This is a genomic window from Promicromonospora sp. NPDC057138, from assembly GCF_042670845.1.
In the GTDB taxonomy this organism is placed as follows: domain Bacteria; phylum Actinomycetota; class Actinomycetes; order Actinomycetales; family Cellulomonadaceae; genus Promicromonospora.
Genome location: NZ_JBHUUX010000007.1, coordinates 82,504 through 104,012, shown reverse-complemented (window position 1 = coordinate 104,012; position 21,509 = coordinate 82,504). Strand labels below are relative to the sequence as shown.

Below are 21,509 nucleotides of genomic sequence, written 5' to 3'. Positions count from 1 at the left end.
GCAGGAGGCGGCTGGGCGGGTACGCGGCCGACGCCCGCCCGGGTTCTTGCGCCCTTACCGGACGTCGCGCGGCATCGTCTCCGTGGTGCCGGGCTGCTCCACGACTCGCCTGCGGGCGGGCCAGATCGCTATCAGCAGGCCGACCACCGCGCCGCCGAGGTGCAGCCAGTTGTCCGCGTTATTGGTGTTCAGGTAGTCGATCTCCGGGTTGTTGACGGCGGACAGCCCGTAGACGAACGCCGCGCCGTAGACGACCAGGAGGAGCCAGCCGAAGACGCGCGCCCCGGCGGACGAGACCCAGAGGCTGACACCCAGGATCCCGATCAGGAGGTGCAGGGCGTTGTGCAGCGGGTTGACGGCGAAACCAAGGAGCCGCTCGCTCTCGTCGTGCTCCATGACGTCGCTGAACCCGGTCACGATGAAGCCGGCGCCACCGACCAGCAGGAAGACCACGCCGACGATGAGGGCGATCCATTGATGCGTACCGCGTCCGCTCTGAGGAGCTGTGGAGTGGGCCATGGTCCTTCTCCCGTCCATCCGTTGCTGTGTCTCCACAGTCACACTGTTCGGGGCCATTCGCACGCGGGCCGACCGGTCGCCTGCCTCGTTCTCGCACCTCAGGCGGGTGGGACGACGTTCACGACGCTGGTAGCTGTGTCAACGTATCGTGACATCGCTGCAGTGTCGCCGTACCCTGACATCCGCTCGCCGGTCAGGCCTGTATCCGGCCCGCCAGCTCCAGCAGCGCCCGGTCCGACCCCGCCGGCCCCACCAGGCACGCGCCCGCCGGGAGGCCGGACGCCGTCGCGACAGGAACCGACACGGCGGGCAGCCCGCCGATCCCCGCGATGCAGGTCAGCAGCATCGTCGCCTCCCGGGCGGCCTCGGCATCCTCGGGGCGGGGTGCGACGGTCGCCGTCGACGGCAGGAACAGCACCCGCTCGCCCAGCCGCGCCCGGATCTCCGTCCGTGCCCGGCCGACGGCGGCCCGCGCCGCCTCCGCGTCCGCCGCGCCGATGGACCGCGCCCGCTCGAACCGCCCCCGCACCGCCGGCCCGAGCGTGTCCATCCGGTCCGCGAGCCAGGCGCCGTGCGCGGCCCATGCCTCGGCGGCCTGGAGCACCTGGAAGGCCGCGAGCCAGCCGGGCTCGGGCGCCCAGTCGATCCGCTCGGCCCCCACAGCACGGCCGAGCTGCCCGACTGCGTCGCGCACCTCCGGCGCGGCCAGGGCGAGCAGGGCGTCGCTCAGCACGAGCGGGGCCGGGTCGGGGAGCGCCGTCGTGTCGGCCGGCAGCAGCACGTCCCCCACGCGGGCCAGCGTGGCGGCGTCGCGCGCGAGCCATCCGACCGTGTCGAACGACGGCGCGAGCGGGAGCAGCCCGCCGTCCGCCACCGCGCCGTGCGTCGGCCGGATCCCCCACAGCCCCTGGTAGGCGGCCGGCACGCGCACCGACCCGCCGGTGTCGGTACCGAGGGCGACGCTCGCCTGGCCGGCCGCCACCGCCGACGCCGGGCCCGACGTCGACCCTCCGCTGATCCGGCCCGGCGCCCGCGGGTTGGGCGGCGTGCCGTAGTGGGCGTTCGCGCCCGTGAGCGAGTACGCGAACTCCTCGGTCTGCGCGATCCCCGCGAGCGCCGCCCCGGCGTCGAGCAGCCGGTCGACGGCGTCCGCGTGCGCCTCCTCGACGGGCGCCGCCCCGAGCCAGGCGGGGTTCCCAGCGCCGACCCGCTGCCCGGCGACGGCGAACAGGTCCTTGACGGCCACGGTCTCGCCGTCGAGCACGCCGGAGTCGGTCGGGTCCGTGAGCGGGCCGGGTTCGGGGCGGACCCGCCACACGCTGGGATCGAAGGTCATGCGAAGTCCGCCTTGCGGATTCGCGCGTGCACGCCCTTGACCACGTCGACCACCTGGGAGATGTCGAAGTCCGTGGCCGCGCTCAGGTACGCGTAGGCGTGCGCCGGCGACATCCCGTACCGCGCCTCCAGCAGCGCGATCGCGGCCCGCACGCAGTTCTGCACGGCGACGTCGAGGTCGAGGTCCAGCCCGGTCGGGACCAGGAACTCGGCGGTCTCGGCGAGCGGACCGACGAGCCGCCCGAACTCCGCCACGGCGTCGGACTTCGGGATCACGTCGAAGCGCAGCCGCGCCCGCAACGAGGCCTCGAAGGCGGTGAGCGCCACCTCGCCGTCGCCCTGCGCGAAGTGCGGGTCGCCGACGTAGGCGAGCGCGCCGGCGACCTGAACCGGCAGGTAGAGCGTGGCGCCGGCGCCCAGGAGGTTGATGTCGATGTTGCCGCCGAACGGCCCGGGCGGCACCGAGTGCGGCCGCTCGTCCCCCGCGGCGGCGACGCCCATGATGCCGAGGAAGGGGTGCAGGTCGAAGCTCACGGTCCGGTCCGAGCCCTCGAAGAGCGGCAGGCTCCCGCGCCCCGCGCCGTCGGCCCAGGAGTCGACCTTCGCGAACACGCTCACGGCGTCCGCGCCGCGCACCGGGTACTCGTGCGGCAGTGCGCCGCGGCCGTGCCGGTTGGAGATCACCCCGTACGGGACCCGGGGCTCCGTCGACAGCACGCGGATCGCGAGGAGGTCGCCCGGCCGGGCGCCCCGGACCTCGATCGGCCCGGTCACGACGTGGCCGCCGTGGGCGCCGGCCACGCCGGGCAGGCCGGGTATGCGGTCGCCCAGGCGGGAGCGGCGTGCGGTGGCGAGCTCGACGGCGTCGGCCAGGACGGCGTCCTGCCCGACGGCGTGCCGCGCGAAGTACGCGAGCGGGTCGCCACCCTGGTCCTCGAGGATGCCCTCGTGGGACAGGGTGTCGATCACAACCTCCTGGCCCGGGTCCACCGACAGGACCGCGCTGTCCACCCCGCAGGGCAGGCGGCCCCAGTACGCGGTCTCGACCGAGGTGGGCAGGTAGGCCGCCCCGGCGGGGACGTCGAGGCCGGGCTGGAGGATGGTCTGCTGGTGCACGGGCCGAGAGTACACAGCCGGCCGGCCCGGATCCGGCACCGCCTACTGCCGCGGGATCATCCCGGCCTGGCTGTAGACGGCGCGCAGGTAGGCCAGCAGCTCGTCGGCGTCGGGCGGCTCGGGGCGCAGCAGCCGGTACACGACCGCCCCGACCGTCATGTCAATCAGGGCCTCGATGTCCGTGCCGACGGGCAGCACGCCCTCGTCGACGGCCCGGGACAGGACCGTCTGCATGGTGCGCCGCCGGGGCAGCACGTGGTTCTCCCAGAAGGCCCCCATCAGGCCGGGATGCGTGACGCTGGAGCCGAAGACCTGGGCAAGCATCGCCCGGTAGCCCGGTTCGGCGAGCGTCCGCGCGGCCACGGGCAGGGCGTCGGCGAGCAGGCGGGAGACCTCGGCGTAGGACATGCCGTCGAGCTCGTCCGCGGCCGGGTTCGGCAGCTCGCCGCGAGCAGACTCGACGGCGGCCGCGATCAGCTCGTCCTTGCTCCCCCAGCGCCGGTACACCGTGAGCTTGCCGACGCCGGCCCGCCGCGCGATCTGCTCGATGCTCGTCCCGGCGTGGCCGTGCTCGGTGAACAGCTCGAGCGCCGCCCGCAGGATCGCCTCGTCCGCACGAGGGTCCCGGGGCCGGCCGCGCCCCCGGCGCACGTCGGGGGCCGTCATCGGGCACGCCCGTCGCGCAGGAGCGCCGCCAGCCACGGGCCGGCCGCCGCCGGGTCGGTCCCGCGCCAGGCCAGGTGCCCGTCCGGACGCACGAGCCACGCCTCCGGGACGCCGTCGGTCCGGGTGAGCCGCGTCGGTTCGACGCCGTCTCGCAGGACGCCGTCCCGCACGGCACTGTCCCGCACGACGCCGTCCGCCGCGCGCGGCCCTGCCGCACGCCCCGCCGCATCGCCCGACGGCGGCACGAGCAGCGCCCACTCCCCGCCCAGCTCGGCGTACAGGCGGCTGGAGCTGCCGTCCGCACGGGCGCAGACGAGGTTCCGCACGCGGTCGCCCACGCACACCCGTCGGCTGATCCGGGCAGCCGCCCGCTGGGCGCGCCCGACCCCGAGCGGCCCCGACCGGTAGCTCACCCCGAGCTGGGAGGCGGTGAACGTGGCCCAGCGCTGCAACGACGGCTGGTTGAAGATCGGGATCAGCACCCGGTCCCGTACGAACCGGCCGACCGCGCTCTGCGCCACATTGATCCGCGTCACGTTGGCGGTGCCGCGCAGCACTTCGGTGGCCAGCGGACGCCGTTCGGCCTCGTAGGTGTCCAGCAGCGCGTCGGACGCCCGGCCGCGCGCCACCAGGGCGAGCTTCCAGGCGAGGTTCTCGGCGTCGCCCAGGCCGGTCAGCATGCCCTGCCCGCCGAACGGGGCGTGCGCGTGCGCGGCGTCGCCCGCGACGAAGATGCGGCCGCGCCGGTACCGGTCGGCGAGCCGCCGATGGATCGTGAACTCGGAGAGCCACTCACTGCCCAGGACCTGCACCTCGCGACCCGTACGCTCCGGCAGGATCTCCCGGAACCGGTCCAGGATCTGCTGCTCGGTCAGCCGGCTCCGCCGCCCGTAGGCGTCAGCAGCCCTCGGCGCGGCGCCGTCCGCCTCGCCCTCCCCGCCGGGCCCAGCGTCGGATCCCGTCTCTTCCAGCGCCACGCTCGTCGGGTCGTACGCGATCAGCCGCCAGAGGTCACCCCGGCCGGCGGCGTCGGGCATCGGCATGGCGCCGAGCATCCCCGTCGGGTGCACCCAGCCCGAGGTCCCGGTCCGATCCAGGTCCCAGTCCAGGTGGACGTCGGCCAGGAGGAACCGTTCGCTCAGCCGGACGCCGGGCGCGGTGATGCCCGCGGCCGCCCGGACGGCGCTGCTCGTCCCGTCGCAGCCGACGAGCCACCGCGCCCGCACGGTGCGCCCGTCGTCCAGCTCGGCGGTCACGCCGGCGTCGTCCTGCACGACGCCGGTGAGCCGCGCGCCCCACTCCGGCTTCCCGCCCAGCTCCGCCAGGCGGCGACGCAGCTCGGCCTCGACCAGGGCCTGCGACACCACCATGGGCGGGGCCGGGGTCCGCAGACCGGGGTCGCCGAACCGGACGCGCATCATCGGCTTGTCACCCACGTACGTGGTGATCAACATGGCCCGCACCGACCGCTGCGGCAGGTCGCCGAGCGCGCCGAGCCGGTCGAGCACCTCGGAGCCGCGCGCGTGCACGAAGTTGGCCCGCGACGTCGTCGCCGGAGCGGGCATGCGGTCCACGACGCGCACGTCGACCCCCTGCAGCCGGAGGCCGCAGGCCAGGGCGAGCCCGGTGGGGCCCGCGCCGACCACGAGTACGTCGGTGACGCCGTCGTCTGCCATGTCTGCCTGCTCCTTTTATTAACGGACCGGTACCGTTAACAAAATAGCGCGACCGGACCGTGAACGGAAGCCCCCAGCTTCTCGACGGCGCGAGCCCCTCAGCCGGACGGCGCGAGCAGGGCCCGCGCCGCCGCCCGGGCCGTAGCGAAGGCGTCCGGCTGCGCCCGGGTGGTGTGCGCGACCATCGCCCCTTCGTAGAGCAGGTGGATCTGCGCCCCGAGCCGCTCCGCGTCCCGGTGCCCTGCGTCGCGCAGGAGGTTGGTGAACACGGCGAGCATGTACTGCTTGTCGGCCAGGATCACCGCGTTGCCCGGATGCCCGGTCCCGCCGATCTCGCCGTGGGCGTTCACGAACGCGCAGCCGCGCGCGTTGGCCTCCGCCCACTCCTCCGCGATCTCCAGCGCGGCGAGGACCTGGTCGGCGCCCGACGCGAGCCCCGCCGCGTCCCGGGCCGCGTCCCGTGCCGCGAGCCGCTCGGTGAACCAGGCCGCCCAGCGCTCGTGCCGGCGCGTCAGGTAGGCGGCGACCAGCGCGTCCTTGGAGCCGAACCGGTCGTAGAGCGTCTTCTTGGTCACCCCGGCCTGGTCGGCGATCAGGTCGACGCCGACGCCGCGGATGCCGCGCTCGTAGAACAGCTCGGCCGCTGTGACCAGGATCTTCTCGCCCGCCGGAGTGTGCGGGTTGGGGCTGCGACGCGGCATGAGAGGGCTCCGTCCTTCGGGTGCACTGCGAGTATACCGACCTGTATGGTTACCTGGCGAGATGCGAACAAGCCTCCTCCGACACCTCGCCCCCGCCCTGCTCGTGGTGATGTGGAGCTCCGGCTTCGTGGGCGCCACGTTCGCGGCCCCGTCCGCGCCCGCCATCACCACCCTCCTGTGGCGCTACGTCGTCGCCGCGCCGCTCATGGTCGTGGCGGTGCTGGCGCTCGGACGGCGATACGGGCCGCGCTACCTGCGGCGCGAGGCGGTCCTCGGTGCGCTCGGCCAGGCGGGCTACCTCTACGGCGTCTTCCGCGCCGTCGAGGAAGGGCTCCCTGCGGGCACCGCGGCCCTGCTCGCCTCGCTGCAGCCCGCCCTGGTCGCCGTCGTCCTGTCGGGTTTCGGCCAACGGGGCGGACGCCGCCAGGCAGTCGGCCTCGCGACCGGGTTCGCTGGAGTGGCACTCGCTGTCGGGCCCGACGCCGTCGCCGGAACCGGCGCGGAGGGCGCGCTCTGGGCGCTCGGCGGCATGCTGTCGCTCTCGGCGGCCGCCGTGCTGGGCGACCTGTGGCCGACGCCGGAGGAGCACGGCGTGCTCGACTCCCTGGCCGTGCAGGGCGTCGTCGCGCTCGCGTTCTTCTCCGCGGTGGCGTTCGCGAGCGGGCAGGCGGCGCCGCCCGCGGACCCGTCGTTTTGGCTGGCCGTCGCCTGGCTCGTCGGGCTGGCGTTCTTGGGCGGCTACGGCATGTACCTGTACGTGCAGCGCACCCGGGGACCGGTCGCGGTGAGCACGTGGCTGTACCTGACCCCGGCAGTGTCGGCCGCGTGGGCCTGGGCCATGTTCGGGGAGCGGCTGTCGCCGCTGACCGTGGCGGGGTTCGCCGTCAGCCTCACGGGTGTGCTGGTCACGCGACCCGCCCCTGCCCGGCCCAGGCCGGCGGCGGATTCCGGCGGACCGGGAAGACGACCGTCGACGAACGCTATCGATCCGATCGGTGTACAACAGAAGTAGCCGGCGCCAACGGCGGCGCCGCACAGAGCCGGAAGGGTTGCGATCATGCCCAAGTTCATGGACGTTCACCACGGGATGCAAGGCATCACCCCTGACGCTTTGAGAGCCGCGCACCAGGCGGACCTCGACATCCAGGCCGACGAAAGTGTCGACTTCCAGAAGGCGTGGGGCGACCCCGACTCCGGGATGGTCTGGTGCCTCTCGGAGGCGCCCAGCGCAGAGGCGGTCAAGCGCATCCACGAGCGCACCGGCCACCCGGCCACCGAGGTCTACCCGGTCCCGGTGGAGGCCTGAGCAACGGCCCCACGTGTCGGACGCTCAGGCCACCTGCAGTGGCCTGAGCGTCCGACACGTGCTTGCGCGGGATGAAGCTCAGGTCAGTCCTGGACCTCGAGCATCCGGCGCCGGGCGCGGATCATCGCCGCGCCCGCGGCCGTGAGGGCGAGCCCGGCGGCGACAACTCCGCCGACCTGGCCGCCGGTCTCGGCGAGCGCTCCGGGCGCCTGCGCCTCTCCGTCCGCACCGATGGGCGCGACGGGGTTGATCCCGGTACCCGGGTCGTTTCCGATCGGGACGACGCCGCCGTCGTCGGACCCGTCATCCGGGCCGCCGTCGTCCGAGCCGCCGTCGTCACCGCCACCGTCGCCCGGGTCTTCTCCACCCGGGTTGCTGGCATACGAGGGGCTCTCGAGGAGGTCGTCCACGACGCCGTCCTCGCCCGCGGCGCCGCCGATCACGCCGGGCACGTCGCCGCTGCCGAGGTTCTCGCCGATGGAGCCGACGTCGTTGATGATCTCGGACGCCACGTTGTCGGTCACGCCCTGCTCGGGCCCGTCGGCGCCGAGGACGTCGTCCACCGCACCGTTCTCGCCGGCCACCGCGTTGACGGCGCCGGTGACGCCGCCCAGGACGTCCTCCACGGGGCCGCCGTCGTTGGCCGACGGCGTGGCCGCCTTCGTGGTCACGACGTCGTCCGACGCGTCCGACGCGCCGCCCGTCACACCCGACACCACGTCGTCGACAGCGCCGTCCTTGCCGGCTACGGAGTCGACGACGCCCGTGACGCCCTTCACGGTGTCGTCGACGGCACCGTCCTCCTTGGTGACCTGCCCAACGGTGTCGGTCACCTGGTTCAGCGTGCTGTCGACAGCACCGTCCTCACCGACGACCGCGTCCACGGTGTCCGTGAGGAGACCACCGAGACTGCCTGTCGACTGGTCGAGGTTCGACGTGCTCTCGCCGGCCGCAGACGCGGACATGGCGCCCGCGACGAGCAGACCGCCCGCAACGATTGCGGTCGGCAGCGCACGGCTGACAAACTTCCTCTTCATGTGTCCCCCTGTATCTGGTATCACTGCGTATCTGGCATCTGGGAGCAGATGAATTCACCCTGGCTGATATGTCGGGTGAATTCAAGGATATAGGGTATCTTTCCCCCATGATCGTGCCAGGCTCAGGGGAAGCCCCGCAGATCCACCCGCTCGAACCGAATGACCCGCAGGAGCTGGGCGGTTACCCGCTTCTCGGCCGCATCGGCGCCGGTGGTATGGGAGTGGTCTACCTCGCAGAAACCCGTACCGGCCGGAAGCTGGCCCTCAAGGCCATCCTGAAGGAGTTCGTCCAGGACCCGGACTTCCGCACCCGCTTCCGCAGAGAGGCGGCAGCGGCGATGAAGGTCCGCGGCCGGTTCCTCGCCACCCTGATCGACGCCGATCCGGACGCGGACCAGCCGTGGCTGGCCATCGAGTACGTCGAGGGGCCGTCGCTCACCGCCGTCGTCCAGGCCCGGGGCCCGCTGCCCGAGCCCGACGTGCGCACCATGCTCGCCGGCGTGGCGGAGGCCCTGCGGTCGGTGCACGCGGTCGGCATCGTGCACCGCGACCTCAAGCCGTCCAACATCCTGCTCGGCCAGGACGGCCCGTTCGTCATCGACTTCGGGATCGCCCAGTCGTCCGACTCGACGTCGCTGACCCGCACCGGCCTGAAGGTCGGCACTCCGTCCTTCATGGCGCCCGAGCAGATCCGCGGGAGCGGCGCGACGCCGGCCGCCGACGTCTGGGCGCTGGGCGCCGTCGCGCTCTACGCCGCGACCGGGCAGCGCGCGTTCGGCGAGGGCGACACCACCGTCGTGTACTACCGCGTGGTCCACGAGGACCCCGACCTCAGCACGTGCCCCGCGTGGCTGCTCCCGCTCGTGCAGGCCTGCCTGTCCAAGGACCCCGAGGCCCGGCCGGGCCTGCAGGAGGTGCTCGACTTCCTGAACGGGATCTCAGCCGGCCACCGCACCGCGACCACGAAGATCGTCCCGGGCCCGGCAGTGCCCGACGCCCCGCTGGACGACGACGCGACCGCGCTGCGGGACGACGACGCCACCGTGGTAAAGGTGCCGGTGCAGCCGTCCCCGGCGGAGCCCACGCCGGAGCCAGAGGCGGAACCGGGGGCGCCCGCACGGCGCCGGCTGTCCCGGCCGCTCACCTGGATCGTCGCGGCCGCGGGGTTGCTCGTCGTCGGCGGCGTCACGACGGCGGTCATGCTGGGCATGCCCTCCGGCAGCCGCGACGCCGATCCCACGGCATCGCCGTCGGCCTCCGCGGAGGCGTCGCCCGCGGCCATCGACGAGTGCCTGGTGGGCAGCTGGCGGCTCGACAGCCTGAGCCAGCAGGCGGACCTGGGCGGCCAGACCGTCGAGGCCACGGGCTTCGAGGGGCGCGTGACCGAGTTCCAGGCCGACGGCACCCAGCTCGTGAACTACGACGACGCCCAGCCCCTGCGCGCCGAGCTCTCGGCCGGCGAGTACACGGAGACCTGGACCGGCACCGCCACCTACCCGGTGCGGACCAGCGGAAACAAGCTCACGGCCACGGGCGTGGACTTCAGCGACGTCTCGGTCGTCAAGGCACTTGCCGGGGAGAGCGCCGAGTACCAGCCCAGCGGGGGCGTCCCGGCGGTGGAGTACACCTGCGACGACACGACCTACACGGAGCAGGGCCCCAACGCCTACGCGGCGACGTACACGAGAATCAACTGACCCTCGACCACGTACCCGTTGAGTGCTGGGTATTTGTTGATTTTGGGCCGTCAACCCAACAAATACCCAGCACTCAACGGACACGGAACGGTCAGGCTGTCGTGCGGTCCGCTCGGTTGACCGCGGAGACGATCGCCTTCAGGGACGACAGCGTGATGGACGGGTCGATGCCGACGCCCCACAGGACGTCGTCGCCCACCGCGCACTCGACGTAAGCCGCGGCGCTCGCGTCGCCGCCCTCGGACAGGGCGTGCTCGGTGTAGTCCAGCACGCGTACGTCGACGCCGACCTGCGCGATCGCGTTGACGAACGCGTCGATGGGCCCGTTGCCGGTGCCGGTCAGGGTCAGCTCCTGGCCGCGGTCCAGCACGTCCACCTCGAGGGTGTCCTGCTCGCCCTCCGCCGACACGCCACGCGTGCCACGCAGCGTGAGCCGGCCCCAGTGCTCCAGGCCGGACGGCGCGCCCTCCTCGACGGGCAGGTACTCGTCGGTGAAGATCCGCCAGATGTCCGCGGCGGTCACCTCGGTGCCCTGCGCGTCGGTCACGCGCTGCACGGCCTGGGAGAACTCGATCTGCAGACGCCGCGGCAGGTCCAGGTTGTGCTCGCTCTTGAGCAGGTACGCCACGCCGCCCTTGCCGGACTGCGAGTTGACCCGGATCACTGCCTCGTACGAGCGCCCGACGTCGCGCGGGTCGATCGGCAGGTACGGCACGCCCCAGTCCAGGTCGTCGACGGTGACCCCGGCTGCCTCGGCGCGCCCCGCCATATGCTCGAAGCCCTTCTTGATGGCGTCCTGGTGCGAGCCGGAGAACGCCGTGAACACCAGGTCGCCCACGTAGGGGTGCCGCTCGTGCACCGGCATCTGGTTGCAGTGCTCGACCGTGCGGCGGATGCCGTCGATGTCGCTGAAGTCGATCTGCGGGTCGATGCCCTGCGAGAACAGGTTCATGCCCAGGGTCACCAGGTCGACGTTGCCGGTGCGCTCGCCGTTGCCGAACAGGCAGCCCTCGATGCGGTCGGCGCCGGCCAGGTAGCCCAGCTCGGCCGCCGCGACGGCGGTGCCCCGGTCGTTGTGCGGGTGCAGCGACAGGATGACGTTCTCGCGGTGGGCCAGGTGCCGGCTCATCCACTCGATCGAGTCGGCGTACACGTTGGGCGTGGCCATCTCGACGGTCGCGGGCAGGTTGATGATGACCTTGCGCTCCGGCGTCGGCTCGAAGACCTCGATGACCTCGTTGCAGACGCGCACCGCGAACTCCAGCTCGGTGCCCGTGTACGACTCCGGGGAGTACTCGTAGTAGATCCGCGTGTCCGGGACCGTCTCCTCGAGCTTGCGGCACAGCTTGGCGCCGTCCAGCGCGATGTCGACGATGCCGTCCTGGTCGGTGCGGAACACGACCTCGCGCTGCAGCACGGACGTCGAGTTGTACAGGTGCACGATCGCCTGCTTGGCGCCCGTGATCGCCTCGTACGTCCGCTCGATCAGGTGCGCGCGGGCCTGCGTGAGTACCTGGATCACCACGTCGTCGGGGATCCGGTTCTCCTCGATGAGCTTGCGGACGAAGTCGTAGTCCGTCTGGCTCGCCGACGGGAAGCCGACCTCGATCTCCTTGTAGCCCATCGAGACCAGCAGCTCGAACATCCGCAGCTTGCGCTCCGGGTCCATCGGCTCGATGAGGGCCTGGTTGCCGTCCCGCAGGTCGACGGCGCACCAGCGGGGTGCCTGCTCGATGCGCTTGGTGGGCCAGGTCCGGTCGGGCAGCTCCACGCGGATCTGCTCGTGGAACGGCCGGTACTTCTGGATCGGCATGCCCGACGTCTGCTGCGGGTTGTCTTCGATGATCCCGCCCGCTACGCCGTGCACTGCTGTCTCGTGAACTCCGCCGGGGGTGGTGGCGGTGACGCTGTTCTCCATCATGTTTCCTTCGCTCGGTGAGGTTGGCCGGCACACCAAGCCTCCGCGACGAGGGACCGACCTGTCTAGGCCTCGTCGCGGCAGCGAAGGAGAAGGATCACCGTCATGCGCACGCGGTCACTGTATCGCGCCGGCCGAACTTGTCGAGCCGCGTCTCGCGACCCGGCCTCGGCTCGTCGGCCCGCATCCGCTGGTCGAGCGTGTCGAGACCGGTCTCGACAAGCTCGACCAGCGGCCGGCACTTCGGCCGTCGGCGCCGAGGCGGCGGGTCAGCGGCGGCTGCGTAGCGCGGCGTCGACCTGCGGGTCGCCGAGCGCGCCCAGCCAGTCCAGCAGCGCGGGGTACGTCGACGGGTTGGCCGCGACCTGCGGCCGCAGGTGGGGCGCCTCCTGCACGATCTTCGCCAGGTCCGCCAGCGGGGTGGCCGGATCGAGCGCCACCGTGGCGGTCCACCTGCCGCCCACGGGCGGCAGCACCGCGGTATGCCCGGACTCGGAGCCGTAGTCGGCCGCCCCGGCGCCCTGCCCCTGGCCTTGTCCCTGTCCGACGACGACGCGGCGCGTCACCTGCTCCTGCCCCTCGCCTCCGGCGTCGTAGCCGTTGGACGACGCCTGGACGGCCGGCTGACCGCTGGTCGCCGGGCGGATGCGCGCCGTCGTGTGCTGCCCGGAGGCCACGCGCTGGACGTGCGCGGCCGGCTGCGCGGACGCAACCGGCGTCGCACCGGAGCGCACCGGGGGCATCGTCGCCGTCTCGCCCATCGAGGAGCCGGCGGGCGCGCCCGCGGCCGGCATGTCCTCGACGGTGCGCATCGCGCTGAGCGGGACCTCGCCGGACTCCGGCTCGGCGGCCTGCCGCACGGGAACGACGCCGCGCTGCGTGGCCGCCGCGCCCGCGACGGTGCGCACCGCGCCCGTCGAGGTGACCCGGCGGGGTTCCGCGGGGCGGCGCAGCTCGGGGGCGGACCGCACGGGCTGCTCCGGCAGCGCGGCCGGAGCCGCCCTGTCGGCCTTGGGCTGCGGCGGGGCCCACAGGTAGGCCTGGCTGCGGTCGGCGGCGACGTCGCCGCCGATGCCCGCCGTCTGGAAGTGGTCGCGCACTGCCTTGGGCACCATCAGCGCGGACGCCGCGACGATCGGCATGCCGAGCGCCATGAGCAGGTCGCCGAGGTTCATGCCGAGGCTCGCACCCGACGTCGCGATGACGACGACGAGGCCGAGCACGCCGGCGATGCACGCGGCGCCGACGGCGGGTACGTGCCCCGTGCCGGGGTCGCGCTTGAGGGAGCGCCGTGCGAACCAGGCGATGCCGGCCACGATGCCGCCGAGCACCAGCCGCACGACGAGCGTCACGCCGCCGGCGCCGGCCCCGAACCCGGGGTCGATGAGCTGGACCAGGGCGGCGAGCGCGCTGCACACCGCGAGCAGCACGATGACGTCGAACGCGCGGATCGCCACCCGCACCCAGACGCCCGCCGCGCGCTCGGTGCTGCCGTCGTCCTCGGCCTCGGGGTCGCGGCGCACGGCGGGCGCACCGGCGATGGCCGCGGCGAGCGGGAGCAGCACGAGACCGAACCGGCTCGGGTCGGTCACGCCGGGGTGCATGGACTCCAGGCCGGTGAGCGAGTCGCCCGAGGTGAAGACGAAGAGCAGCGCGAGCACGATCCCGGCGGCGACCAGCACCAGCCGCGAGGGGCGGTCGTGCCGCACGGTTGCGCCCACCAGGAGCCACGCCAGGCCCAGCACGAGGACGAGCCACACGGGCGAGAGCAGGCGCTCGCCCAGCGTCGCGCCGTCGGCGAGCTCCGCGAACAGGGTGGAGAGGACCGCGCCCACCGCGATCAGCACGCCGACGCCGGCGAGGCCGAGGCGCCAGGCGCGCACCACCGCGCCGTCCTCCTCGATGGGGCCGAGCTCGCTGTCGCGCGGGGTGGCCGCGAGCGCCGCGCCCGCGAGGGCGAGGCCCAGGCCGGTGCCGACGCCCGCACCGCCGCGCAGGTCGAAGATGAGGTGCAGCAGGCCGATCACGGCCAGCGGGAGCCCGGCGAGCAGGCGCGCGCGGCGCGTGGAGTGCACGGTCCAGGTCGCGGGCAGCACGGCGAAGCGCGCGAGGTACGGCAGGGACAGGGAGGCGAGGGACAGCGCGACGGCCAGGACCACCTCGACCCGGTCGGCGGAGCGGTCGGCGAGGTTCCACGGCAGCGCGAGCGACACGAGGAGCGCGAGCGCGGCGATGGCGTCCCGCACGTAGTCCGCCACGGCGATGTTGGCGAAGGGGCTGGCGTCCCCGGCGGCGGGGTCCCCGGCGCTCTCGGGCGCAGTTCCCTCGCTCGGTGCCGCGATCGTGGCGACGTAGGCGTGGCCGAGATTCTCGGTCGGCGCGCCGTTCGCGTCCTGCGCGCCGTCGCCCGAAGTTCTCTCGTCACGCTCGGAAGCGTGGTGGTCCATCATCCGTTCACTCCTCGATAACGCCGCTGGTCGAGACTGGGGAAGTGTGGTTGGCGGCGTGGGGTCCCCGACGTTTGTACCCGCTGGGAACAGACCTTGTCAGGCCGTACGACGGCGAGTCCGGTCACACCTGCACTTCTGCGCACGTCCATCACATTCGACGTGGGTGGAAAACCACTGTCGGCGGGAGCCGGCAGCACGTCGAGGTCCAAGGAGAACCCAGTGGGCTCAGCTGCCGCACCGGCACCCCGCACCTGCGACGTCTGGCTCGTTCCGGTCCGACGCCGCGAAGCCTGGACGCGCCTCCTGACCGTACCGGATCGGGAGCATCTCGTGGGCCTCGACGGCACGGCTACGGAGGTCCACCTGACGTCGCGGGCCGCCCAGCGGCTGATCCTGTCGCGCTACCTCGGCGTGCCGCCGGACGAGATCACGGTGGACCGGTCGTGCACCCGCTGCGGCGACGCGCAGCACGGGCGCCCGCATGTCCCGGGGGCGGCCCTGGACTACTCGGTCTCGCACACGCGGGCGTGGGTCATGGTTGCCGTGGTGGGCGACGGCCGGGTCGGTGCGAACCTCGACGCCCGTCCCGCCGACCACGACCTGGACGACCTGGCGGCCGCCGCCCTCACGCCGGCCGAGCGGCGCGCCTGGCAGCGGCTCCCCGCCCGGGACCGGGCCGACGCCCTCCTCGCGTACTGGACGCGCAAGGAGGCGACGACCAAGCTGACCGGGCACGGGCTGACGATCCCGCTGCGCGACCTCGACGTGACCGGCCCGCGCCCGACGCTCCTGGCGAGCGACCCGTCGGTCCGGCTCCCCTACCCGCGCCCGTACCTGACCCACGTCCCGGCGCCGGCCGGCCACAGCGCGGCGCTGGCGACGACCACGCACGTCGACCAGGTGCGCCACCTCCGCCTCCCGGACGCCCTTCCCGACACCGTCGCCCCCGTCCCGGCGCCGGTCCGTCAGCCCGAGCCGTCGCACCCCACCCGGGCCGCCGCCTCGGCGGCACGCTACTGAGGCGGGTTCACCAGGGCAGGATCGACCACAACGGGGGCGATAACGGTCGCCCGCGGCCTGTTGAACCCCAGTCAGCCGGGGGCGGTGGGGGCGCCGCCGAGTCGCGGAGCCGTGGCCGTCAGATGCCTAGCTGGTAGGCGCCCCAGTAGGCCAGGGTCACCAGCAGCGCCGTCGCGCCGAGGAGGGTGAGCCAGAAGCCCGTCGAGACGACGACTGCGCTCGGCCGGGAGGTGTGGGCACGCGAGGTCGGCTCGGCCCGGGCGTCGGGCTCGTCGCCCGGACCGGGCTCGAGCCGCGAAGCGAGCTCGACGGCGGGGGCGAGCACCGCGTGCCCCCGGAGGTCCCGGAGCCGGTTCAGCAGCAGCGCCGCCGCCACGACGGCCACGATGCCGAGCACCCGCACGCCGATCCAGCCGCCCTGCACCACCAGCGCGTCCTTCTGGTAGTCGAGGGCGAGCCGCGCGACGGCGGCCAGGTACGCGACGAGGCCGATCATCGTCGCCGCCGCGCCCGCGCCGAGCCCTGCCAGCGGCCCGCGCAGGCCCGGGGCGAGGCGCACGCCCGGGCGACCGGAACGACGTCGGGCAAGGCGGCCCGCGAGCGCCGTCCCGCCCACGAGCAGCGGGCCGACCACCAGCAGCCCGCCGGCCGTGACGACCACCCCGACCAGCCAGTCGCCGTCGCCGTACCAGTGCGGCTGCGGTACGGGGGCCGCGAGGTAGAGCTGCTCGGGCTGGGCGCCCGCGATCTGCGGCGGGGCCGATGCGGTCCGGGGCAGCCCGAGCACCCAGTCGGCGACGTCGGCCGCGAAGTCCGGGTGCAGCACGAGGCCCTCGGGCGTCTCGACGTTGATGCCGTGGTTCGCGTGTTCGTAGAAGCGCACGGTGACGTCGTCGGCGTCGTCCAGGAGCTCCCGGGTGCCCTGTTCGAGCGGCATCGAGGCGTCCTTGGTGCCGTAGACGGCGAGGATCGGGTCGTCCTGCTGCTTGAGCCACGGCCGGGCGTCGAAGTCCGCGTACTCGAAGCCGCCGCCGGGGAGCTTCATGCCCACGGCGCGCGGGATCGCGCGGAAGACGTCGGCCGGCACGTCGGTGTTGCGGAGGTAGTTGTCGACGGCGTACGCGGCCTGCTGCCGGGGCGGCACCACCGGGGCGGAGACCAGGATCTGGAAGGCGAGCCGCGGGTCCTCCACCATCATCACCGGCGACACCCACGCGCCCTCCGACTCCGCGTACAGCCCGACCTGGTCCGGGTCGACGCCGGGGACGTCGCGCAGGAACGCCACCGAGTGGGCGTAGTCGAGAGCCATCGCCTCGTAGTCCCGGTGCCGGGTGGTGTAGTTGTCGAGCCGCTTGTCAGGCACGAGCGTGACGATCCCCGCGCTGGCCAGGGCGGTCGCGGCCAGCGTGAAGGCGTCGGCGGCCTTGCCGGTTCCCGCGCCGTGCACGAACACGATCCCCGGCCGGTCGGCGGCGGGCGGGCCGGCGGTCTCGCCGCCAGAATCGTCGCCCGAACCCCCGGGGTAGATCGGCTCCCGCAGCAGCCCACCCACCTCGATCCCGTCGGCGAGCGGGATCGTCACCTGGGTCTCGCGCACCTCGTAGTCGCCCGGCTCGGCGCCGTCGGCCAGGGCGCCACCGATCGCCGTCGACGGCGAGGCGGGGTGCAGGTGCGCGGTGACGGGCGCCGGCTCCCAGTCCGGGCCCGCGACGGCGCCCGTGACGGCGAGCGCGACAAGGATTGCTGCGGATGTGGCGACGGTCCGGAAGAACACCTTCGGATGCTACGCCCGCCGATCCGGTCAGTGCTCGGGTGGGCGGGAGGCCAGCATCTCGTCCGTGTCCCAGGTCAGTGCGCCCGAACGCAGGTCCGCGACCACCCCGCGCACCCAGTCCAGCTCGGCGCGGGTGATGGCCACGAGGTGCTCGTGCTCGAGCATGAGCACCCTGGCCAGGCCCCACTCCGCCGCGGACGCCGCCTCGCGCTCCGCCTGCTCCAGCGTGGCCTCGAGCGCCGCGACGCGATCCGCGAGCCGGTCCCGCACGAGGTCCGGCCCGGTGATCGCCAGCACCGCCAGCACCGCCCGGAACTCGGGGAACTCGCGCGCGGGCGTGGCGAGGGCGGCGTCCATCCAGCGTCGGAGGGCGTCGCGGCCGTCGGCGGTCAGGGCGTAGACGATCCGGGCGGGCCCCGTGTCGGCCGCCAGCTTCTCGTGCACCTCGATCAGGCCGTCCCGCAGCAGGCGTTCGATCGACTGGTAGACGCTGTTGCTGCGCGCCACGTTGACGACGTCGTCCTTGCGCCGGAACTTGATCAGCCGCTGCATCCGGTAGGCGTGCATCGGCTCCTCGGCGAGCAGCGCCAGCAGCACCATCGCGAGCGGCGAGCGCGGCCTGGAGTCCTGGGTCACGGCGCCCAGCCTAAGCGGGGCTGTCGGTCAAACATCTTGCCATCTTATGGTTATCCATTTTATGGTTGCCACATGAGAGCAATCATCATCGGAGCGGGCATCACCGGACCCGTGACCGCCATGGCCCTGCAGAAGGCGGGCATCGACGCGACGGTCCACGAGGCGTACGAGCGCACCGCGGACGGCGTCGGCGCCTACCTCACCCTCGCCGCGAACGGCCTGGCCGCCCTCCGGGTGCTGGGCATCGACCAGCGCGAGCTCGGCGGCTTCGACACGCCCGCGCTGGAGCTGCGCGGTTCGTCGGGCCGCGTCCTGGCCCACCTCGCGATGAGCCGGGACGACGACGCCGGCACGGTCAGCCAGACCGTCCGTCGTTCCGACCTCTACGTCCGGCTCCGCGACGAGGCGGTGCGCCGCGGCATCCCGGTCGAGTACGGCAAGCGCCTCGTCGACGCCACGACGCTGCCGGACGGCGCAGTGGTCGCCTCGTTCGCGGACGGCACCACCGCCGAGGGCGACCTGCTCATCGGGGCCGACGGCCTCAACTCCCGCGTGCGCGAGATCCTGGACCCGGGCTGCCCGCCGCCGCGCTACACCGGCCTGCTGAACACCGGCGGCTACGCCTCCGGCGTCTCCGTGGACACGCCGGTGGGCCTGTTCACGATGACCTTCGGCAAGCGCGCCTTCTTCGCCTACGCGAACCGGGGGCCGGGCGACGTCTGGTGGTTCGCCAACGTCCCGCGCGCCCGCGCGGCCACCGACGACGAGCTCGCGGCCTGGACCCCGGACCGCTGGCGCGCCGAGCTGACCCGCCTCTTCGCGGACGACGACGGTCCCGCGCTGGACCTGATCGCCGCGACGCCGGACATCGTCCCGCCCTGGAACACGATGGACCTGCCGACCGTGCCGGTGTGGCACCGCGGCCCGGTCGGGCTGATCGGCGACGCGGCGCACGCCATCTCACCGACGTCGGGCCAGGGCGCCTCCCTCGCGATCGAGGACGGCGTGCTGCTCGCGCGGTTCCTGCGCGACCACGGCGACCCGGCCTCCGCGTTCGCGGCGTTCGAGGCGTCACGCCGCCGACGGGTGGAGAAGCTGATCGCCCAGGCGAAGCGCACGTCGAACCAGAAGATCCCGAACCCGCTCACTCGCGTGGTGCGCGACCACCTGATCATGCCGCTCGTGGGCAAGGCCGCCGCCCGGACGACACACGACTGGGTGACCGACTACCGGATCGACTGGGACGCCCCGGCTGACCGCCTCCCCGCCTGACTTCGTTGAGTGCTGGATATTTGCGCTCCAGACGGGCGTTCGGGCGCAAATACCCAGCACTCAACGATGCGGTCAGGCGGGGGTGCCGTGGCGGCCCGCGCCTGTCGCGAAGCGGGCCGCGCCGTCGTACGCCTCCGCCGCTAGGGCGCGTTCGCCGTGCGCCCACTCCTGGGCCAGGGCGGCCGGCTCGTCCAGGCCCCACTGGTCCAGCGCCGACGCGCGGTCCTCGCGGAGGCAGACCTGCGGGAACGCCGCGAGCGACGCCGCCAGCTCCACCGCCGCCGCGACTGCCTGACCGGCGGGCACCACCCGGTTCGCCAGCCCGATGCGCAGCGCCTCGGGGGCCTCGACGGCCCGGCCGGTCAGGATCATGTCCATCGCATGCGACTGCCCGATCAGGCGGGGCAGCCGCACCGTGCCGCCGTCGATCAGGGGGACGCCCCAGCGGCGGCAGAAGACGCCGAACACGGCGGTCTCGTCCGCCACCCGCAGGTCGGCCCACGCCGCGAGCTCCAGCCCGCCCGCGACGGCGTGCCCGGACACGGCGGCGATCACCGGCTTGCTCAGCCGCAGCCGAGTGGGCCCCATGGGCCCGTCGCCGTCCGACGCGGCCCGGTTGCCGTCCGGCGTACCCAGCGCCTTGAGGTCGGCGCCGGAACAGAACGTGCCGCCCGTCCCGTACAGCACGGCCGCGGCCGAGGCGTCGTCGGCGTCGAAGGCCCGGAAGGCGTCGGCGAGCGCCGCCGCCGTCGGGCCGTCGACGGCGTTGCGCCGCTCGGGGCGGTCGATGCCGATCAGGGTGACGGCGCCCTCGCGGGAGACCAGGACGCTCATCGCCGGCCCTCCCACAGCGGCTCGCGCAGCGCGCGCCGCAGCACCTTGCCCACGGGCGAGAGCGGCACGGAGTCGACGGCCCGCACCGCCTTGGGCACCTTGTAGCCGGCCAGTCTGTCGCGCACCGCCGCCTGGAGCGCGGCCTCGTCGACGGCGGCGCCCGGCGCGGGGACGACGAACGCCGTGACCGCCTCGACCCAGGTGTCGTCGGGCGCGCCCACCACCACGGCCTGAGCCACGGACGGCTGGGCCAGCAGCACGTCCTCGACCTCGCGCGGGTAGACGTTGTAGCCGCCGGTGATGATCATGTCGCTGCGCCGGTCGACGAGATAGAGGTAGCCGCGCTCGTCCACGCGGGCCATATCGCGGGTGCGCACCCAGCCGTCGGGCGCGAACATCTCCGCGTTCAGCTCCGGCGCCGCGTGGTACCCGGCCATGGTGAACGGGGCGCGCACCCGGATCTCGCCGATCTCGCCCGGCGCCACGGGCACGCCGGCGTCGTCCGTCACCAGGATCTCGGCGTCCAGCGCGGGCTGGCCGCACGAGCCGAGCAGGGACGCGTCGCCATGGTCCTCGGCGTCGAGCACCGTCATGCACAGGGGCGCCTCGGTCTGGCCGTAGTACTGCGCGAACCGGCGGCCCCACACGTCCATGGCCTGCTCGATCACGGGTCGCGGCATCGGGCTGGCGCCGTAGATCGCCGTCCGCAGGGAGGACACGTCGGCGCCCTGCGCGACGCCGGTGCTGAGCAGCATCCCGATCATCGTGGGCACCAGGTTGATCTCCGTGGCGCGGTACCGGGCTATCGCGTCGACGTAGCCCTGCGGCTCGAACCCGGGCAGCACCACCGACTCCCCGCCGCGCAGCCAGTACGGCAGCACGAACGTGCCGCTCGCGTGGATCAGGCTCGCCGCGTGCAGCATCCCCGAGTCCCGCGCCGGGCTGACCAGGTTGGTCAGGATGTTCGCGACGATCGCGGCGTAGCTGGCCTGCGTGTGCTCGACGGCCTTCAGCGTGCCGGTCGTGCCCGACGTGTACAGCAGGAGGATCGGGTCCTCGGGCAGCGCGGGCAGGTGCGGGTCCGCGGCGGAGACCTCCTGCATCGCGACCAGCAGGTCGACGCCGCCGACGGCGCCCGGCGCTCCCAGCCCGAGCGTGGCGACGCCGTGCCCCTCGGCGAGCTCGCCCGCCCGCTCGGCCAGGACGCCGTCGTGCACCAGGAGCCGCACGCCCGTCTCGTCGAGCATGCGGCCCTGCTCCGCGGCGGACAGCCGGGCGTTCAGCGGCACCCGGGTCACCCCCGCCTTGAGGCAGGCGAAGTCCATGGCGATGGACCACAGGCCGTTGCCCAGCAGCAGCGCCACGCGGGAGCCGGGCTCGGCGCCGTGGGCGTGCAGCACCCGCGCTATGGCGTTCGCCGCGGCGTCCACCTGCGTGTATGTCAGCGACTGGTCCCCGAAGCGGACGGCGGTACGCGGCCCGAACCGGGCGGCGCCGCGGCGGACCAGGTCAACGGTGAGCATGCATTCCTCCACGGCAAGTTATCCGGTTT

At 73.6% G+C, this 21,509-nt stretch carries 18 protein-coding genes; 5 read left to right on the top strand and 13 right to left on the bottom strand.

Translation table 11 applies throughout. The annotated features are described in order from the left end of the window. Positions 1-54 precede the first annotated feature (54 nt). The 6 genes from ACFT2C_RS07120 to ACFT2C_RS07095 form a co-directional block, all read right to left on the bottom strand. Positions 55-519, bottom strand: a complete 465-nt coding sequence (locus ACFT2C_RS07120; protein WP_377206328.1) for a DUF4383 domain-containing protein — start codon at positions 517-519, stop codon at positions 55-57. Positions 520-712: 193 nt separating this feature from the next. Next, positions 713-1,855, bottom strand: a complete 1,143-nt coding sequence (locus ACFT2C_RS07115) for an amidase (RefSeq protein ID WP_377206327.1) — start codon at positions 1,853-1,855, stop codon at positions 713-715. Next, on the bottom strand, positions 1,852-2,970 hold the full coding sequence (locus ACFT2C_RS07110) for an acetamidase/formamidase family protein (RefSeq protein WP_377206326.1): 1,119 nt from the start codon (positions 2,968-2,970) through the stop codon (positions 1,852-1,854). Before ACFT2C_RS07110 ends, ACFT2C_RS07115 begins: the two co-directional genes overlap by 4 nt. A 42-nt stretch (positions 2,971-3,012) precedes the next feature. After that, positions 3,013-3,636, bottom strand: a complete 624-nt coding sequence (locus tag ACFT2C_RS07105; RefSeq protein ID WP_377206325.1) for a TetR/AcrR family transcriptional regulator — start codon at positions 3,634-3,636, stop codon at positions 3,013-3,015. After that, on the bottom strand, positions 3,633-5,312 hold the full coding sequence (locus ACFT2C_RS07100; protein WP_377206324.1) for an FAD-dependent monooxygenase: 1,680 nt from the start codon (positions 5,310-5,312) through the stop codon (positions 3,633-3,635). Before ACFT2C_RS07100 ends, ACFT2C_RS07105 begins: the two co-directional genes overlap by 4 nt. A 98-nt stretch (positions 5,313-5,410) precedes the next feature. Continuing rightward, positions 5,411-6,013 (bottom strand): TetR/AcrR family transcriptional regulator, encoded by a 603-nt coding sequence (locus ACFT2C_RS07095; protein ID WP_377206323.1) that lies wholly within the window; start codon positions 6,011-6,013, stop codon positions 5,411-5,413. 61 nt (positions 6,014-6,074) lie between these two features. On the opposite strand from ACFT2C_RS07095, the gene ACFT2C_RS07090 reads away from it, so the two are divergent. Further along, complete coding sequence (locus ACFT2C_RS07090) at positions 6,075-7,025, top strand: DMT family transporter (protein ID WP_377206322.1); 951 nt, start codon at positions 6,075-6,077, stop codon at positions 7,023-7,025. A gap of 45 nt (positions 7,026-7,070) precedes the next feature. Beyond that, positions 7,071-7,319 (top strand): SCO4226 family nickel-binding protein, encoded by a 249-nt coding sequence (locus ACFT2C_RS07085; protein WP_377206321.1) that lies wholly within the window; start codon positions 7,071-7,073, stop codon positions 7,317-7,319. 83 nt (positions 7,320-7,402) lie between these two features. Here ACFT2C_RS07085 and ACFT2C_RS07080 read toward each other — a convergent pair whose 3' ends face one another. Then, entirely contained in the window at positions 7,403-8,356 is a 954-nt protein-coding gene (locus tag ACFT2C_RS07080) for a hypothetical protein (protein WP_377206320.1), read from the bottom strand. 107 nt (positions 8,357-8,463) lie between these two features. Here ACFT2C_RS07080 and ACFT2C_RS07075 point away from each other — a divergent pair, with 107 nt between their 5' ends. Then, a complete protein-coding gene (locus ACFT2C_RS07075) occupies positions 8,464-10,053 on the top strand; it encodes a serine/threonine-protein kinase (RefSeq protein WP_377206319.1) in 1,590 nt (529 codons plus the stop codon). A gap of 91 nt (positions 10,054-10,144) precedes the next feature. Here the strand turns inward: ACFT2C_RS07075 and leuA are convergent, their stop codons facing one another. Both leuA and ACFT2C_RS07065 read right to left on the bottom strand, forming a co-directional pair. Then, the gene (leuA, locus tag ACFT2C_RS07070; protein WP_377206318.1) at positions 10,145-11,974 is read right to left on the bottom strand and encodes a 2-isopropylmalate synthase; all 1,830 of its coding nucleotides are present in this window, start codon (positions 11,972-11,974) and stop codon (positions 10,145-10,147) included. A 266-nt stretch (positions 11,975-12,240) separates the two neighbouring features. Beyond that, positions 12,241-14,421, bottom strand: a complete 2,181-nt coding sequence (locus ACFT2C_RS07065; protein WP_377206317.1) for a hypothetical protein — start codon at positions 14,419-14,421, stop codon at positions 12,241-12,243. Positions 14,422-14,640: 219 nt separating this feature from the next. Here ACFT2C_RS07065 and ACFT2C_RS07060 point away from each other — a divergent pair, with 219 nt between their 5' ends. Continuing rightward, entirely contained in the window at positions 14,641-15,441 is an 801-nt protein-coding gene (locus tag ACFT2C_RS07060; protein WP_377206316.1) for a 4'-phosphopantetheinyl transferase family protein, read from the top strand. A 118-nt stretch (positions 15,442-15,559) separates the two neighbouring features. Here the strand turns inward: ACFT2C_RS07060 and ACFT2C_RS07055 are convergent, their stop codons facing one another. Continuing rightward, positions 15,560-17,215, bottom strand: a complete 1,656-nt coding sequence (locus tag ACFT2C_RS07055) for an alpha/beta hydrolase family protein (protein ID WP_377206315.1) — start codon at positions 17,213-17,215, stop codon at positions 15,560-15,562. Between the two features lie 27 nt (positions 17,216-17,242). Beyond that, complete coding sequence (locus ACFT2C_RS07050) at positions 17,243-17,851, bottom strand: PadR family transcriptional regulator (protein WP_377206314.1); 609 nt, start codon at positions 17,849-17,851, stop codon at positions 17,243-17,245. 72 nt (positions 17,852-17,923) lie between these two features. Here ACFT2C_RS07050 and ACFT2C_RS07045 point away from each other — a divergent pair, with 72 nt between their 5' ends. Continuing rightward, positions 17,924-19,123 (top strand): FAD-dependent oxidoreductase, encoded by a 1,200-nt coding sequence (locus ACFT2C_RS07045; protein ID WP_377206313.1) that lies wholly within the window; start codon positions 17,924-17,926, stop codon positions 19,121-19,123. Between the two features lie 72 nt (positions 19,124-19,195). Here the strand turns inward: ACFT2C_RS07045 and ACFT2C_RS07040 are convergent, their stop codons facing one another. Next, entirely contained in the window at positions 19,196-19,957 is a 762-nt protein-coding gene (locus ACFT2C_RS07040; RefSeq protein ID WP_377206312.1) for a crotonase/enoyl-CoA hydratase family protein, read from the bottom strand. Next, positions 19,954-21,480: a class I adenylate-forming enzyme family protein gene (locus ACFT2C_RS07035; RefSeq protein WP_377206311.1), complete on the bottom strand. Its 1,527-nt coding sequence runs from the start codon at positions 21,478-21,480 to the stop codon at positions 19,954-19,956. The genes ACFT2C_RS07040 and ACFT2C_RS07035 overlap by 4 nt, the downstream gene beginning before the upstream one ends. Positions 21,481-21,509: the final 29 nt, after the last annotated feature.

Excerpts from the sequence above, each read along its gene's own strand:
- ACFT2C_RS07120 (WP_377206328.1), bottom strand. The coding sequence starts at position 519 with ATGGCCCACTCCACAGCTCCTCAGAGCGGACGCGGTACGCATCAATGG.
- ACFT2C_RS07115 (WP_377206327.1), bottom strand. The coding sequence starts at position 1,855 with ATGACCTTCGATCCCAGCGTGTGGCGGGTCCGCCCCGAACCCGGCCCG.
- ACFT2C_RS07105 (WP_377206325.1), bottom strand. The coding sequence starts at position 3,636 with ATGACGGCCCCCGACGTGCGCCGGGGGCGCGGCCGGCCCCGGGACCCT.
- ACFT2C_RS07100 (WP_377206324.1), bottom strand. The coding sequence starts at position 5,312 with ATGGCAGACGACGGCGTCACCGACGTACTCGTGGTCGGCGCGGGCCCC.
- ACFT2C_RS07095 (WP_377206323.1), bottom strand. The coding sequence starts at position 6,013 with ATGCCGCGTCGCAGCCCCAACCCGCACACTCCGGCGGGCGAGAAGATC.
- ACFT2C_RS07090 (WP_377206322.1), top strand. The coding sequence starts at position 6,075 with ATGCGAACAAGCCTCCTCCGACACCTCGCCCCCGCCCTGCTCGTGGTG.
- ACFT2C_RS07085 (WP_377206321.1), top strand. The coding sequence starts at position 7,071 with ATGCCCAAGTTCATGGACGTTCACCACGGGATGCAAGGCATCACCCCT.
- ACFT2C_RS07080 (WP_377206320.1), bottom strand. The coding sequence starts at position 8,356 with ATGAAGAGGAAGTTTGTCAGCCGTGCGCTGCCGACCGCAATCGTTGCG.
- ACFT2C_RS07075 (WP_377206319.1), top strand. The coding sequence starts at position 8,464 with ATGATCGTGCCAGGCTCAGGGGAAGCCCCGCAGATCCACCCGCTCGAA.
- leuA (WP_377206318.1), bottom strand. The coding sequence starts at position 11,974 with ATGATGGAGAACAGCGTCACCGCCACCACCCCCGGCGGAGTTCACGAG.
- ACFT2C_RS07065 (WP_377206317.1), bottom strand. The coding sequence starts at position 14,421 with ATGATGGACCACCACGCTTCCGAGCGTGACGAGAGAACTTCGGGCGAC.
- ACFT2C_RS07045 (WP_377206313.1), top strand. The coding sequence starts at position 17,924 with ATGAGAGCAATCATCATCGGAGCGGGCATCACCGGACCCGTGACCGCC.
- ACFT2C_RS07040 (WP_377206312.1), bottom strand. The coding sequence starts at position 19,957 with ATGAGCGTCCTGGTCTCCCGCGAGGGCGCCGTCACCCTGATCGGCATC.
- ACFT2C_RS07035 (WP_377206311.1), bottom strand. The coding sequence starts at position 21,480 with ATGCTCACCGTTGACCTGGTCCGCCGCGGCGCCGCCCGGTTCGGGCCG.